This is a genomic window from Streptomyces sp. NPDC037421 (assembly GCF_055602105.1).
The window spans coordinates 1-13,575 of record NZ_JBVJWV010000048.1 but is presented as its reverse complement, the minus strand read 5'-3'; the positions used below and the strand labels follow the sequence as shown (position 1 = coordinate 13,575).

13 protein-coding genes are annotated in these 13,575 nt (G+C 72.8%); 7 read left to right on the top strand and 6 right to left on the bottom strand.

The window, feature by feature from the left end:
* Positions 1 to 8: 8 nt before the first annotated feature.
* Together cobT and ACZ7IF_RS36350 are read right to left on the bottom strand one after the other, a co-directional pair.
* Entirely contained in the window at positions 9 to 1,076 is a 1,068-nt protein-coding gene (gene cobT / locus ACZ7IF_RS36355; protein ID WP_470980819.1) for a nicotinate-nucleotide--dimethylbenzimidazole phosphoribosyltransferase, read from the bottom strand.
* A gap of 55 nt (positions 1,077 to 1,131) precedes the next feature.
* The gene (locus ACZ7IF_RS36350) at positions 1,132 to 2,346 is read right to left on the bottom strand and encodes a bifunctional adenosylcobinamide kinase/adenosylcobinamide-phosphate guanylyltransferase (RefSeq protein ID WP_470980816.1); all 1,215 of its coding nucleotides are present in this window, start codon (positions 2,344 to 2,346) and stop codon (positions 1,132 to 1,134) included.
* 103 nt (positions 2,347 to 2,449) lie between these two features.
* On the opposite strand from ACZ7IF_RS36350, the gene ACZ7IF_RS36345 reads away from it, so the two are divergent.
* The gene (locus ACZ7IF_RS36345) at positions 2,450 to 2,659 is read left to right on the top strand and encodes a hypothetical protein (protein ID WP_470980814.1); all 210 of its coding nucleotides are present in this window, start codon (positions 2,450 to 2,452) and stop codon (positions 2,657 to 2,659) included.
* 196 nt (positions 2,660 to 2,855) lie between these two features.
* Here the strand turns inward: ACZ7IF_RS36345 and ACZ7IF_RS36340 are convergent, their stop codons facing one another.
* Positions 2,856 to 3,563, bottom strand: a complete 708-nt coding sequence (locus ACZ7IF_RS36340; protein ID WP_470980811.1) for a class I SAM-dependent methyltransferase — start codon at positions 3,561 to 3,563, stop codon at positions 2,856 to 2,858.
* A 113-nt stretch (positions 3,564 to 3,676) separates the two neighbouring features.
* Positions 3,677 to 4,285, bottom strand: coding sequence for a DUF3043 domain-containing protein (locus ACZ7IF_RS36335; protein ID WP_470980808.1), 609 nt, complete (start codon positions 4,283 to 4,285; stop codon positions 3,677 to 3,679).
* A gap of 278 nt (positions 4,286 to 4,563) precedes the next feature.
* Here ACZ7IF_RS36335 and ACZ7IF_RS36330 point away from each other — a divergent pair, with 278 nt between their 5' ends.
* On the top strand, positions 4,564 to 5,358 hold the full coding sequence (locus ACZ7IF_RS36330; RefSeq protein ID WP_470980806.1) for a PspA/IM30 family protein: 795 nt from the start codon (positions 4,564 to 4,566) through the stop codon (positions 5,356 to 5,358).
* A gap of 14 nt (positions 5,359 to 5,372) precedes the next feature.
* On the top strand, positions 5,373 to 5,651 hold the full coding sequence (pspAA, locus tag ACZ7IF_RS36325; RefSeq protein ID WP_470980804.1) for a PspA-associated protein PspAA: 279 nt from the start codon (positions 5,373 to 5,375) through the stop codon (positions 5,649 to 5,651).
* A gap of 67 nt (positions 5,652 to 5,718) precedes the next feature.
* Here the strand turns inward: pspAA and ACZ7IF_RS36320 are convergent, their stop codons facing one another.
* Positions 5,719 to 6,483 carry a hypothetical protein gene (locus ACZ7IF_RS36320; protein WP_470980801.1) on the bottom strand — a complete coding sequence of 255 codons (765 nt, stop codon included), beginning with the start codon at positions 6,481 to 6,483 and terminating at the stop codon, positions 5,719 to 5,721.
* A gap of 70 nt (positions 6,484 to 6,553) precedes the next feature.
* Here ACZ7IF_RS36320 and cobS point away from each other — a divergent pair, with 70 nt between their 5' ends.
* The 3 genes from cobS (at position 6,554) to ACZ7IF_RS36305 (ending at position 11,463) form a co-directional block, all read left to right on the top strand.
* Positions 6,554 to 7,375 carry an adenosylcobinamide-GDP ribazoletransferase gene (gene cobS, locus ACZ7IF_RS36315; protein WP_470980798.1) on the top strand — a complete coding sequence of 274 codons (822 nt, stop codon included), beginning with the start codon at positions 6,554 to 6,556 and terminating at the stop codon, positions 7,373 to 7,375.
* A gap of 97 nt (positions 7,376 to 7,472) precedes the next feature.
* On the top strand, positions 7,473 to 8,186 hold the full coding sequence (locus tag ACZ7IF_RS36310; RefSeq protein WP_470980795.1) for a response regulator: 714 nt from the start codon (positions 7,473 to 7,475) through the stop codon (positions 8,184 to 8,186).
* A 145-nt stretch (positions 8,187 to 8,331) separates the two neighbouring features.
* On the top strand, positions 8,332 to 11,463 hold the full coding sequence (locus ACZ7IF_RS36305; RefSeq protein ID WP_470980792.1) for an efflux RND transporter permease subunit: 3,132 nt from the start codon (positions 8,332 to 8,334) through the stop codon (positions 11,461 to 11,463).
* Between the two features lie 115 nt (positions 11,464 to 11,578).
* Here ACZ7IF_RS36305 and nadA read toward each other — a convergent pair whose 3' ends face one another.
* On the bottom strand, positions 11,579 to 12,757 hold the full coding sequence (nadA, locus tag ACZ7IF_RS36300; RefSeq protein WP_470980789.1) for a quinolinate synthase NadA: 1,179 nt from the start codon (positions 12,755 to 12,757) through the stop codon (positions 11,579 to 11,581).
* A gap of 339 nt (positions 12,758 to 13,096) precedes the next feature.
* Between nadA and ACZ7IF_RS36295 the strand changes: the two genes are divergently transcribed.
* On the top strand, positions 13,097 to 13,453 hold the full coding sequence (locus ACZ7IF_RS36295; RefSeq protein WP_030029080.1) for a HesB/IscA family protein: 357 nt from the start codon (positions 13,097 to 13,099) through the stop codon (positions 13,451 to 13,453).
* The last annotated feature ends 122 nt before the right edge of the window (positions 13,454 to 13,575 follow it).

The following is a 13,575-nucleotide window of genomic DNA, read 5'->3' as shown; positions in this document are numbered from 1 at the left end:
CCGGTGTCTCAGTCCGTCGGCTGTTCCGCAGCAGCCCTCTCCGGGAGTTCCGCCGCGAGCGCGGCGGCCGCCTGGACCAGGGGGAGCGCCAGCAGGGCCCCGGTTCCTTCTCCTACTGTGACGCCGTGGTCGAGCACCGGGTTGAGTGCCATCCGGTCCAGGGCCTTCGCCTGGCCCGGCTCCCCGCTGGACTGCCCGGCCAGCCACCAGTCGGGGGCGCGGAAGGCGGCCCGCTGGGCCACCAGCCCGCAGGCCGCCGAGACGACCCCGTCGAGGATGACCGGCGTACGGCGCACCGCGCTCTGCAGCAGGAAGCCGGTGATCGCGGCGACGTCCGCGCCGCCGACCGCCGCCAGCAGCGCCAGCTGGTCGCCGAGCACCGGGCGGGCCCGGCGCAGCGAGTCGCGGATGGCGGCGCACTTGCGCATCCAGGCCAGGTCGTCGATCGGCAGTCCGCCGCGGCCGGTGACCACGGACGCGTCCGTCCCGCAGAGCGCGGCCACCAGCGTGGCCGCCACCGTGGTGCCGCCCACGCTCAGGTCGCCGAGGACGACGAGGTCCGTACCGGAGTCGGCCTCCTCGTCGGCGATCTGGATCCCGAGCCGCAGCGCGTCCTCGGCCTCCTCGGCCGTCAGCGCGTCCTCGACGTCGATCCGGCCGCTGCCGCGCCGTACGCGGTGCCGTACCACGTCCTCGGGCAGCAGCTCCGGGTCGCAGTCCAGGCCCGCGTCCACGACGCGCACGCCCGCGCCGAACCGGCCGGCCAGCACGGAGACCGGGCTGGTCCCGTCGAGGACGGCGCGCACCAGCTCGTGGGCGCTGCCCGCGGGCCGGGCGGAGACGCCCTGGGCGGCGATGCCGTGGTCGGCGGCGAACAGCACGACGCGCGGCCGCTGGATCGGCCTGACCGGCACCCGGCCCTGCGCGGCGGCCAGCCATTCGGCGAGCTCGTCGAGCCGGCCCAGGGCGCCGGGCGGCACGGCCAGCCGCTCACGACGCTCCTCGGCGTCACGCCGGACGCCCCCGTCGGGGCGTTCGATCAGATCGGAGAAGTCGTCGAGATTCAGCGTGGTCATCTGCCAGAGATTACAGCCGCCCGGGCCCTCCCTCAGGGGGTGTACCGGCTCCGCTTCACCTCGGTCGTCCCTTGAGGACGAGAGCCTGCCCCGCGACCACCAGGAGTACGTGCTCGCACTCGCCCGCGACCGCGTTGTTGAGGCGGCCGAGCTCGTCGCGGAACCGCCGCCCCGACGCGGTCGCGGGCACCACTCCTGCCCCCACCTCGTTGCTCACCAGCACCACCGGGCGGCGGGTCGCGCGGACCGCCGCCACCAGCTCGTCGACCCGCGCGCGCAGCCGCTTGCGGCCCTCGGCGGCCCACACCGCGTCGTCCCACGCGCCGGCCCGGTCCATGGCGTCGGTGAGCCACAGCGCGAGGCAGTCGATCAGCAGCGCCGGGCCGCCCCGCTCCAGCAGCGGCACCAGCTCGCAGGTCTCCACCGTCCGCCAGGTGGCCGGGCGCCGCTCCCGGTGGAGGCCGACCCGGTGGGCCCATTCCGCGTCGCCGTCGCGGGTGCCGCCGGTGGCGACGTAGACCACCTCGGGGAAGCCGGCCAGGCGCCGCTCGGCCTCGAAGGACTTCCCGGAGCGGGCCCCGCCCAGCACCAGGGTGCGGCGCGGTACGTCCGGTACCGCCCGGTACTCGCCGGCCACCACGGTGGTGCCGTCCGGCACGGCCCGCGCCCCGGCCGCGGCGCACCGGCGCTCCAGTTCCGGGCCCGGCGGGGTGTCGTGGTCCAGGTGCACGGCGATCACGTCGGTGGCCGGGCCGACGGCGCCGCTCGCGCGCAGCCGGGCCAGCGCTTCCGGCCGGCCGAGCACGTCCGCGAGGACCAGGTCGTACGGCCGCTGCGCGTCTGCGCGGGCGGTCCCGGCGGGGGCTCCGCCCGGCGGGAGGTACAGCAGCCGGCTGCCGTCGGGTCCGGTGACCTCGTACCCGGTGCCGGGGGCGTCCATCGGCACCGCCCGCACCCGGTGCCCGCTGATCACCGACAGCTCCCGCCCGTCCGGCACCCGCCCGGCGGCGGGCAGTCCGGGCGGCAGCTCGACGGCGGGCCCGTCGTGCGGGTGCGTCAGCAGCACCTGCCGTACGCCGGCCAGCGAATGCCCCGCACGGGCCCCGGCCAGTACCGCCCCGGGGATCAGGTCGAGCAGCAGCGCCCCGTCGACGAGGACGGAGGTCGCGCCGCGGGACCGGCTGCCCACGGAGACCGCGCAGGCGGCGCAGGGACAGCCGGGGCGGGGCAGTCCTTCAGGGGTACCGGTGCCGAGCAGAGTGAGTTCCACACAGAGATCCTCCCGCGTCGCCGGTAGTGGTGCGCGCCCGGCTACTCTGCGGGCACACTCAAGGCGAGAAGCGTGAGATCGCGGACGAGCAACGGAGGCGGACATGGCGTGGACGTGGCGGTTCGAGGCGGCCGACGGCAGCGAGGTGGCCCCGGCGGTGGAGCCGGAGGAGTTCACCACGCAGGGGGACGCGGAGTCCTGGATCGGAGAGGTCTGGAAGGAGCTCCTGGACGGCGGAGCGGAGACGGTGACCCTCTTCGAGGACGGTACCCAGATCTACCCGATGAGCCTGCGGGCGGCCACCGAGGCCTGACCCCCGGCCGGGGGTCAGGCCCTGCGGCCCGCCGCCGGTGCCCCTGCGGGTGGCCTGCGGCGCCCGTCGCCTACCCGCGGAGCAGCTCCGCGCAGCGGCCGGGCAGGTCCGCGACGGGGTCGAGCGACGCTCGGAATACGACGGAACCCCGGGGGAGTCCCCCCGGGGTTCCGCACGTACAAGGCGCGCTGCCGCGCTACCCGCGCACTCCGCACAGGTGCAGCAACGCCGCCACCCCCCGGTAGGGATCGGTGCGCCCGGCCCGCTCCTCGGCGGCCAGCAGCCGCTCCAGCTCCTCGTCCGGCGGCAGCTCCGCCGCGGCCTCGGTGCCGTCGGTGAAGACGCGGACCCCGTACCAGGTGTGCAGCGGCGCGCCGATGCCCGACAGGGTCGCGGTCAGGTCGGCCAGCCGGTCGGCCCGTACGTCCAGGCCCAGCCGGTTCGTGTAGTCGACGGTGTCGAAGGCGGCCAGCGCCCCCGTCCAGTCGCCCGACAGGCCGGGCCGCAGCGCGAGCGCGTCGCCGTTGCGCACCAGCAGCGACAGCAGCCCGCCGGGGGCGAGCATGCGCGCCAGTCCGGCGAGCATCGCGTCGGGTTCCGACACGTACATCAGCACCCCGTGGCACAGCACCACGTCGAAGCTGCCCGGTCCGAAGTGCGCGCCGGTCTCCCGGCCGTCGCCCTCCACCAGCTCGACCCGGTCGCGGATCCCGGCCGGCTCGGCGGCCAGCGCCGCGTGTGCGACCGCCAGCATGGCGGCGTCCTGCTCCAGGCCGGTGACGCGGTGTCCCGCCCGGGCCAGGCGCAGCGCCTGGGTGCCCTGGCCCATGCCGACGTCGAGGACCCGCAGCCGCTGCCCGACCGGGAAGCGGTGCGTGATCTGTTCCTCGACCTGCCGGCCCACGAGTTCCTGGCGGACGGCGTTGCGCAGTCCGCCCAGTCCCTCCAGCCACAGCCGGGCTCCCCCTGAGAAGCCCTCCCCCGACGATGCCCCTGATGCTCCGGGCGTCGCTCCGGTCAGGGCCGCTCTCCGCGCTTGACCTGCGGCTTGGGCAGGCGCAGGCGACGCATCTGGAGGGTGCGCATGAGGCCGTAGGCGACGGCGCCGCGGCGCGGCTCGTCCGCGAAGCGCTCGTTGAGCGCCTTCCGCAGCCGGAACCACAGGCCGATGGAGTCGAGGATGATCAGGACGATCACGCCGAGCCACAGCATCAGCGCGATGTTCTGGATAGAGGGCACCCGGATCATGCTCAGCACGAGGATGATCACGGCCAGCGGCAGGAACATCTCGGCGACCGAGAAGCGGGAGTCCACGAAGTCGCGGACGAACCGGCGCACCGGTCCCTTGTCGCGGGCGGGCAGATAGCGCTCGTCGCCGTTGGCCAGCGCTTCGCGCTGCCTGGCCATCTCTTCGCGGCGACGCTCGCGGGCTCGCTTGGCGTCCTCCTTGCGGTTGCCGGTCGAGGCCACCACGGCCTTGCGCTGCGACTGGGCCACAGCACGCTTCGGCGTCGGGCGGCCCTTCGGGGCCTGCGGGTCACGGGGCTGCGAGGGGCCGGCGCTCACCTTGTCGGTGGCGGAGGCCTTCTCTTCCTTGGAGGAGCGGCTACCAAACACAAAACCCAAGCGTACGTGGTCGGGGCCACGGGCCCCACCCCGGCGGGGAACGATCCGGCAACGGCGGGCGTCTACCGAGTGCGGGCCTCTTTCCGGTGCCGGGGATTCCGGTCCTCGGGGGTCTCGGGGATCACCTACTCCTTACGCCTGATACGGCACCGGGGTACTCGTCCTGGAGGAGGAGCGCATCCGTACTCGAACAGTGCGGTAATAGAGACAGGGCCCGTACTGTGGGTCCTGTCGGTGACCTGGAGCACAGTCCGTCTAGAAGGGGGCGCGCGAAGCCCATGAGCGGTGTCATGAAGCGTATGGGGATGATCTTCCGCGCGAAGGCGAACAAGGCCCTGGACCGGGCCGAGGACCCGCGCGAGACCCTCGACTACTCGTACCAGAAGCAGCTGGAGCTGCTCCAGAAGGTGCGCCGCGGCGTCGCCGACGTGGCGACCTCCCGCAAGCGTCTGGAACTGCAGCTGAACCAGCTCCAGAGCCAGTCCGCCAAGCTGGAGGACCAGGGCCGCAAGGCCCTCGCCCTGGGCCGCGAGGACCTGGCCCGCGAGGCCCTGTCCCGCCGCTCCTCCCTCCAGCAGCAGGTCAGCGACCTGGAGGTGCAGCACCAGACCCTCCAGGGCGAGGAGGAGAAGCTGACGCTGGCCGCACAGCGCCTCCAGGCCAAGGTGGACGCCTTCCGTACGAAGAAGGAGACCATCAAGGCCACCTACACGGCCGCCCAGGCGCAGACCCGCATCGCGGAGTCCTTCTCCGGCATCTCGGAGGAGATGAGCGACGTCGGCCTCGCCATCCAGCGGGCCGAGGACAAGACGGCCCAGCTCCAGGCCCGCGCCGGCGCGATCGACGAGCTCCTCGCCTCCGGCGCCCTGGACGACCAGAGCGGTCTCGGCTCCAAGGACGACATCCAGGCCGAGCTGGACCGCCTCTCCGGCGGCAGTGACGTCGAGCTGGAGCTCCAGCGGATGAAGGCCGAGCTGGCCGGCGGCCCGTCCGCGCAGCAGCAGGCCATCGAGGGCGGCGCCCCGGGCACCGCGCAGCCGCACCAGACCCAGCACCGGTTCGACAAGCAGTAGGACAGGGGCCCGTCATGATTGTCCGCATCATGGGGGAGGGCCAGGTCGAGCTGGCCGACGAGCACTTCGCCGAGCTGAACAAGCTGGACGACGAGCTCCTCGAAGAGATGGAATCCGGCGACCAGGAGGGTTTCCGGCGCACGCTGGGCGCGCTGCTCGACGCCGTGAGGCGCCTCGGCAGCCCGCTGCCGGACGAGGCGCTGGAGCCGTCCGAGCTGATCCTGCCCGCGCCCGGGGCCACGCTCGACGAGGTGCGGGACATGCTCAGCGACGACGGCCTCATCCCGGGCTGAAGCGGCCGGGGCACACCGACACCGCGAAGGGCCCGCCCCCGTACCGCACGGGGGCGGGCCCTTCGCGCTATTCGCGCCGCTCGGCGGGATGCTTCTCCGGGTCGGAGAGCCCGCTGATGAAGTTCTCGAACTTGCGCCGCGGCCGTGCCCAGCGCCGGTCGTGGTGGAAGGCCCGCAGCCCCGCCTTCGCCCGCGCGCGCGGACGCCTGGCGTAGAAGCGCTTGGCGTACGGGGAACCGGGCCGGGCCAGGCGCACCGCCCCGATGAGCGCCACGAAGGGGATCACCAGCCCGAATATCGCGGTGCGCGGCTTCCCCTTCCACAGGGCGATCAGGGCGAGGAAGAAGTTGGTGGCGGTGTTCATGACGACGAGCCCGCGGCTGTGCCGTTCCTCCGGCGACAGCTCGTTGACCCCGAAGGGCAGGAAGCCGCCCAGCACCAGCGCCACCACCGCGGCCGTCAGCACCACGATCTCCACGCTCTTGCGGCCCTGTTCGCTCCAGTAGACGTCGTCCAGGTGCAGGATCAGCGCGAACTCGTCCAGCACCAGGCCCGCCCCCAGGCCGAAGAGGACCGCCGACAGGCCCGCGCCGAAGCTGTGCCCGGCGCTGCCGACCGCACCGAACCCGCCGATGATCACGAGGACCACGCCCGGCACCACGTGGTGGACGTGCAGCCCGCCCGGGGTGATGTTCTTGAAGGGCCCCCGCCCGGCCCGGATCAGCCTCGTGATCACCCGTGTGACCAGGAAAGACAGCACGAAGGACAGCAGGGCGAGCAGCAGGGGGAGCTTGCCCGGCTCGATGATGTTGCGTTCCCACCAGTGACCCACGACACCAGCTCCCGATATGACACGTATTGAGCAATTTACCGCTCACCGTAAGCGGGTAGCGTTCGCGCCGATGACAGACTCGACCGATGATCCACTGCCGCGGCCGCCCGGGGAACGCGCCTCCCTGTCCGACGGGATCCGCTTCGCCTTCGGCACGCTGACCGTTCTCCCCGCGCGCATCACCCGCTGGGACCGGCCCGCCGCCCGCACCGGCATGGCCTGCGCCCCGCTCGCCGGCCTCGCCGTCGGCCTGCTCGCCGCCGTCCCCGGGACGCTCCTGCTGCTCCTCGGCGGCGGCCCGCTGCTCGCCGCGGCCGTCAGCGTCGCCGTACCGGCGGCGCTGACCCGCGGGCTCCACCTGGACGGCCTGGCCGACACGGCCGACGGGCTCGGCAGCGCCAAGCCCGCCGAGGACGCCCTGCGGATCATGAAGCAGTCCGACATCGGCCCCTTCGGGGTCATCTCCCTCCTCGTCGTCTTCCTCGTCCAGGTGGCCGCCCTGGCCAACGCGTACGCCGACAGCTGGACCCGGGGCGCCCTGGCCGCCGTACTCGCCGCCGTCGCCGCCCGCCTCGCGATGACCCTGGCCTCCCGCGAGGGGGTCCCCGCCGCCCGGCCCGAGGGGCTCGGCGCGGCGGTGGCCGGCGTGGTCCCGCAGCGGGCGGCCGCCTGCGTGGCCGCCGCCGTCGTCGCGGTGGCCGCCCTCGCAGCCCTCCCGGCGGGCCCGCTCGCCGCCGCCCAGCACGCGGCCGCCGTCCTCGCGGCCCTGCTCACCGCCGAACTCCTGCTCCGCCGCTGCCTCAGCCGCTTCGGCGGGGTCACCGGGGACGTCTTCGGCGCCGTCTGCGAGGTCGCCGCGACCGCCGTCCTGCTGGTCCTCGCCCTCGGCTGAAGCCGGCCGCGCCCGCCCACGGGCCCTGCCGGCGCGGGCCGTTGGGGAGCCGCCACCTGGCGGACCGGTGCACCGGTCCGCCGCCTACCCTGACCGTATGACCGATCCCGCCGACGCCGCCCCCGCCCGCATCCGGGTCCTGCTCGCCGACGACCAGGCGCTGCTGCGCAGCGCGTTCAAGGTGCTCGTCGACTCCGAGCCCGACATGGAGGTCGTCGGTGAGGCCTCGGACGGAGCCCAGGCGTACGCCCTCGCCCGCGAGCGGCGGGCCGACGTCGTCCTCATGGACATCCGGATGCCCGGCACCGACGGTCTCGCCGCCACCCGCATGATCAGCGCCGACCCGGAGCTGTCGGACGTCCGCGTCGTCATGCTGACCACCTTCGAGGTGGACGAGTACGTGGCCGCGGCCCTGCGCGCCGGAGCCTCCGGCTTCCTCGGCAAGGGCGCTGAGCCCGAGGAACTCCTCAACGCCATCCGCGTCGCCGCCGCCGGCGAGGCCCTGCTCTCCCCGGCCGCCACCAAAGGCCTCATCGCCAGCTTCCTCGCCCAGGGCGGCCGCGCCAGCGCCCCCGCCGCCGGCTCCGCCCACGCCGCACGGCTCGCCGCGCTGACCGGACGCGAGCGCGAGGTCCTCGTACAGGTCGCCGGCGGGCTGTCCAACGACGGCATCGCCGCCCGGCTGGAGGTGAGCCCGCTGACCGTGAAGACCCACGTCAACCGGGCCATGGCCAAGCTCGGGGCCCGCGACCGGGCGCAATTGGTGGTCATCGCGTACGAATCGGGACTGGTCCGGCCGCGCGCCGACTGACCCGCGGCGGACCGCAGTAGAGCGGAGTACTGCGGACGCGGTATGCCGCACATAAGGACGGCACCTGGGAGCGACGCACCGGGCCCGCCGGGTGCGGAAGGCTGGAGGGGCCCTCGCGAACGACCAGCAGAGAGATCCCACACCCATGTCCTGGCTGTCCCGCTTCAGCCTCGCCCAGAGAGCGCTGGTCGGCCTCGTGTCGATCGTGGCGCTCCTGTTCGGTGCCATAGCCATCCCGCAGCTCAAGCAGCAGCTGCTGCCCTCCATCGAGCTGCCGATGGTCTCCGTGCTCGCGCCGTACCAGGGCGCCTCGCCCGACGTGGTCGAGAAGCAGGTGATCGAGCCGATCGAGAACACCCTCAAGGGCGTCGACGGCATCACTGGCATCACCTCGACCGCCAGCGAGGGCAACGCCCTCATCCGCGCCAGCTTCGACTACGGCGACAGCGGCACCAAGCAGCTCGTCGCCGACGTCCAGCAGGCCGTCAACCGGGCCCGCGTCCGGCTGCCCGCCGAGGTGGACCCGCAGGTCGTGGCCGGCTCCACCGACGACATCCCGACCGTCGTCCTCGCCGTCACCTCCGACAAGGACCAGCAGGCGCTCGCCGACCAGCTGAACCGTTCCGTCGTCCCCGTCCTGGAGGACATCGAGGGCGTCGGCCAGGTCAGCGTGGACGGTGTGCGCGACCTCCAGGTCACCATCACCCCCGACAACGCCAAGCTCGCCGCCGCCGGCCTCGACGGCGCCGCGCTCGCCGAGGGCCTCAAGGCGGGCGGTACGACCGTCCCCGCCGGCTCCTTCGACGAGCAGGGCAAGAACCGCACCGTCCGCGTGGGCTCCGGCTACACCTCGCTCGCCCAGCTGGAGGACCTCCGGCTGACCGCGGGCCCCGGCAAGCCCGCCGTCCGCCTCGGTGACGTGGCCGCCGTCAAGCAGGAGCCGGCCAAGGCCGACTCCATCACCCGTACCAACGGCAAGCCCAGCCTCGCCCTCGTCCTCACCATGGACAAGGACGGCAGCGCCGTCGCCATCTCCGACGCCGTCAAGGACAAGCTCCCCGAGCTGCGCTCCACGCTCGGCTCCGGCGCCGAGCTGACCGTCGTCAGCGACCAGGGCCCGGCCGTCGCCCGCTCCATCTCGGGCCTGACCACCGAGGGCCTGCTCGGCCTCGCCTTCGCCGTCATCGTGATCCTGGTCTTCCTGGCCTCGATCCGCTCGACGCTGGTCACCGCGGTCTCCATCCCGCTGTCCGTGGTCCTCGCCCTGATCGTGCTGTGGACCCGCGACCTGTCCCTCAACATGCTGACGCTGGGCGCCCTCACCATTGCCATCGGCCGGGTCGTCGACGACTCGATCGTGGTCCTGGAGAACATCAAGCGCCACCTCGGCTACGGCGAGGAGCGCGAGGCCGCGATCACCACCGCCGTCAAGGAAGTGGCCGGCGCGGTCACCTCGTCCACGCTCACCACCGTCGCCGTCTTCCTGCCGATCGGCCTCGTCGGCGGCATGATCGGCGAGCTCTTCGGCTCCTTCTCGCTCACCGTCACCGCCGCCCTGCTGGCCTCGCTGCTGGTGTCCCTGACGGTCGTGCCGGTGCTGTCGTACTGGTTCCTGCGCGCCCCCAAGGGCGTCTCGTCGGCGGATGCGGAGAGCCGTGCGAAGGCCCGCCGCGAGGCGGAGGAGAAGGAGGCCAACAGCCGCCTCCAGCGCTTCTACGTACGGGTCCTCGGCTTCGCCACCCGCCGCCGGATGACCAGTGTCGCGATCGCGGCCGTCGTCCTCGTCGCCACCTTCGGGATGACCCCGCTGCTGAAGACGAACTTCTTCGACCAGGGCGACCAGGACGTCCTGACGGTCAAGCAGGAACTGCCGGCCGGTACCTCGCTGGCCGCCTCCGACGAGGCGAGCCGCAAGGTGGAGAAGGCCCTGGAGTCCATCGAGGGCGTCAAGGACCACCAGGTCACCGTGGGCTCCTCCGGATTCCTCGCGGCCTTCGGCGGCGGTACGGGCACCAACCAGGCCTCCTTCCAGGTCACCCTGGACGACGCCGGCCAGTCCGACGCCGTCAAGCAGCGCATCCAGGACGCCCTCGGCAAGCTCCAGGGCATCGGCGACACCTCCATCTCGGCGGGCGGCGGCTTCGGCAGCCAGAACCTGAGCGTGGTCGTCAAGGCGGGCGACGGCGCCGTCCTCGCCAAGGCCGCCGAACAGGTCCGCGCCGAGGTGGCCACCCTCGAGGACGTCACCGACGTCCAGAGCGACCTGGCCCAGTCGGTGCCCCGGATCTCCGTCACCGCCACCCCCAAGACCGCCGAGGCGGGCCTCAACCAGGCCGCGCTGGGCGCGGTCGTCGCCCAGGCCGTCCGCGGCAACCCGGTGGGCAAGGCCGTGCTCGACAACACCGAGCGGGACATCGTCATCCGCTCCGCCCAGCCGGCCGCGACCCTGGCCGAGCTCCAGGCCCTCCCGGTCGGCCCCGCCAAGCTCGGCGACATCGCCGAGGTGAAGGAGGTCCCCGGCCCGGTCGCGATGACCCGGATCGACGGCGCCCGCGCCGCCACCATCACCGCCAAGCCGGTCGGCGACAACACGGGCGCGGTCAGCTCGGCGCTCCAGACCAAGCTCAAGGCCCTGGACCTGCCCGAGGGCGCCACCGCCGCCATCGGCGGCGTCTCCGAGGACCAGGACGAGGCCTTCGCCTCGCTGGGCCTGGCCATGTTCGCGGCCATCGCGATCGTGTTCATGCTGCTGGTCGCGACCTTCCGCTCGCTGGTCCAGCCGCTGATCCTGCTGGTCTCCATCCCCTTCGCGGCCACCGGCGCGCTGGGCCTGCTCATCGCCACCGGCACCCCGATGGGCGTCCCGGCGATGATCGGCATGCTGATGCTCATCGGCATCGTGGTCACCAACGCGATCGTCCTGATCGACCTGGTCAACCAGTACCGGGCACAGGGCCTGGGCGTCGTCGAAGCGGTCGTCGAGGGCGGCCGCCACCGCCTGCGCCCGATCCTGATGACGGCCCTGGCGACGATCTTCGCCCTGCTCCCGATGGCGCTGGGCGTCACCGGCGAGGGCGGGTTCATCTCGCAGCCGCTCGCGGTGGTCGTGATCGGCGGCCTGGTCAGCTCGACCCTGCTGACCCTGCTCCTGGTGCCGACGCTCTACACGATGATCGAGCTCCGCAAGGAACGCCGCCGCGCGAAGCGCTCGGCGCGCCGCGTGGCCAAGCTGAAGGTGGTTCCCCCGGCCCGGGAGGAAGCCCCGGCCGACGCCTGACCGGCCCGGTGGGCCGGGCCCGGGCCGCCCGACGGGGGCGGCCCGGGGGCCCAACGCAGAAGGGGCGCCCCATCGGGGCGCCCCTTCGGGCGTTCGCGGCGCGGGCGCGACCTCCCTACGGGAGCGCCAGCATCCGCTCCAGCGCGAGCTTCGCGAAGCTCTCCGTCTCCTTGTCGACCTGGATCCGGTTGACGAGGTTGCCCTCGGCCAGGGACTCCAGGGTCCACACCAGGTGCGGGAGGTCGATGCGGTTCATCGTCGAGCAGAAGCAGACCGTCTTGTCGAGGAAGACGACCTCCTTGCCCTCCGGGGCGAATCGATTCGCCAGTCGGCGCACCAGGTTCAGCTCGGTGCCGATGGCCCACTTGGAGCCGGCCGGGGCCGCCTCCAGCTTCTTGATGATGTACTCCGTCGAGCCGACGTAGTCCGCGGCCGCCACGACCTCGTGCTTGCACTCGGGGTGCACCAGCACGTTCACGCCCGGGATGCGCTCGCGCACGTCGTTGACCGAGTCCACCGAGAACCGGCCGTGGACCGAGCAGTGGCCGCGCCACAGGATCATCTTGGCGTTCCGCAGCTGCTCGGCGGTCAGGCCGCCGTTCGGCTTGTGCGGGTTGTAGAGGACGCAGTCGTCCAGGGACATGCCCATGTCGCGGACCGCGGTGTTGCGGCCCAGGTGCTGGTCCGGGAGGAAGAGCACCTTCTCGCCCTGCTCGAAGGCCCACTCCAGGGCCTTCTTCGCGTTGGACGAGGTGCAGATCGTGCCGCCGTGCTTGCCGGTGAAGGCCTTGATGTCGGCGGAGGAGTTCATGTACGAGACGGGGACCGTCGTACCGGCGATCCCGGCCTCGGTCAGCACGTCCCAGCACTCCGCGACCTGCTCGGCGGTGGCCATGTCGGCCATCGAGCAGCCGGCCGCGAGGTCGGGCAGGACGACCTTCTGGTCGTCCGAGGTCAGGATGTCCGCGGACTCGGCCATGAAGTGCACGCCGCAGAAGACGATGTACTCGGCCTCCGGCTTGGCGGCCGCGTCCTTGGCCAGCTTGAAGGAGTCGCCGGTGACGTCGGCGAACTCGATGACCTCGTCACGCTGGTAGTGGTGGCCGAGGATGAAGACCTTGTCGCCGAGCTTCTCCTTGGCGGCGCGGGCGCGCGAGACCAGGTCCGGGTCGGACGGCGAGGGAAGGTCGCCGGGGCACTCCACCCCGCGCTCGCTCTTGGGGTCGGCCTCACGGCCGAGCAGCAGCAGGGCAAGGGGCGTCGGCTGGACGTCCAAAGGCTGGGCGGTGGTCACGACACGCACCCTTTCTGTTCTGCGACAAGGAAATCTGGGACTGCGGGGGGTTTTGATCGACACTTCTCGTCTATTTGACGCTATCTATCATAGCTGCTTCACGTCACTTTGACGATGCCGATAGTGTCGATGTGACGCATTCGCCCCGTGCGGGGTACGCCACTCCACCGGTCCTCGTCGCGGGGTCCACCGGGCCGCCGGGGTGTGCGAGCATGAATCGAGAAAACGAGGCGCCGGACCCGGAATGAAACCGCGGTCCCGCTGGTTGCCATCGACGGCAAGAGTCCGACGTTTCCCCAGCCACCGGCGGGGAGCCGCCCACTTCGGGAGTGAATGCAGATGTCCGTACAGGACGACAAGACCACTGTGAGCGACGGCATCCTCCTGTCCGACGCCGCCGCCGAGAAGGTCCGTACCCTGCTGGAGCAGGAAGGCCGCGATGACCTCGCGCTGCGCGTCGCCGTCCAGCCCGGCGGCTGCTCCGGCCTGCGCTACCAGCTCTTCTTCGACGAGCGTTCCCTCGACGGCGACGTCGTGAAGGACTTCGACGGCGTCAAGGTCGTCACCGACCGCATGAGCGCCCCGTACCTGGGCGGCGCCTCCATCGACTTCGTCGACACCATCGAGAAGCAGGGCTTCACGATCGACAACCCGAACGCCACCGGCTCCTGCGCCTGCGGCGACTCGTTCAGCTAAGCCCCACGGCTTGACGTCGAAGGGCCCGGGGGGGGGGGGGGGGGGGGGGGGGGGGGGGGGGGCGGGGGGGGGGGGGGGGGGGGGGGGGGGGGGGGGGGGGGGGGGGGGGGGGGGGGGGGGGG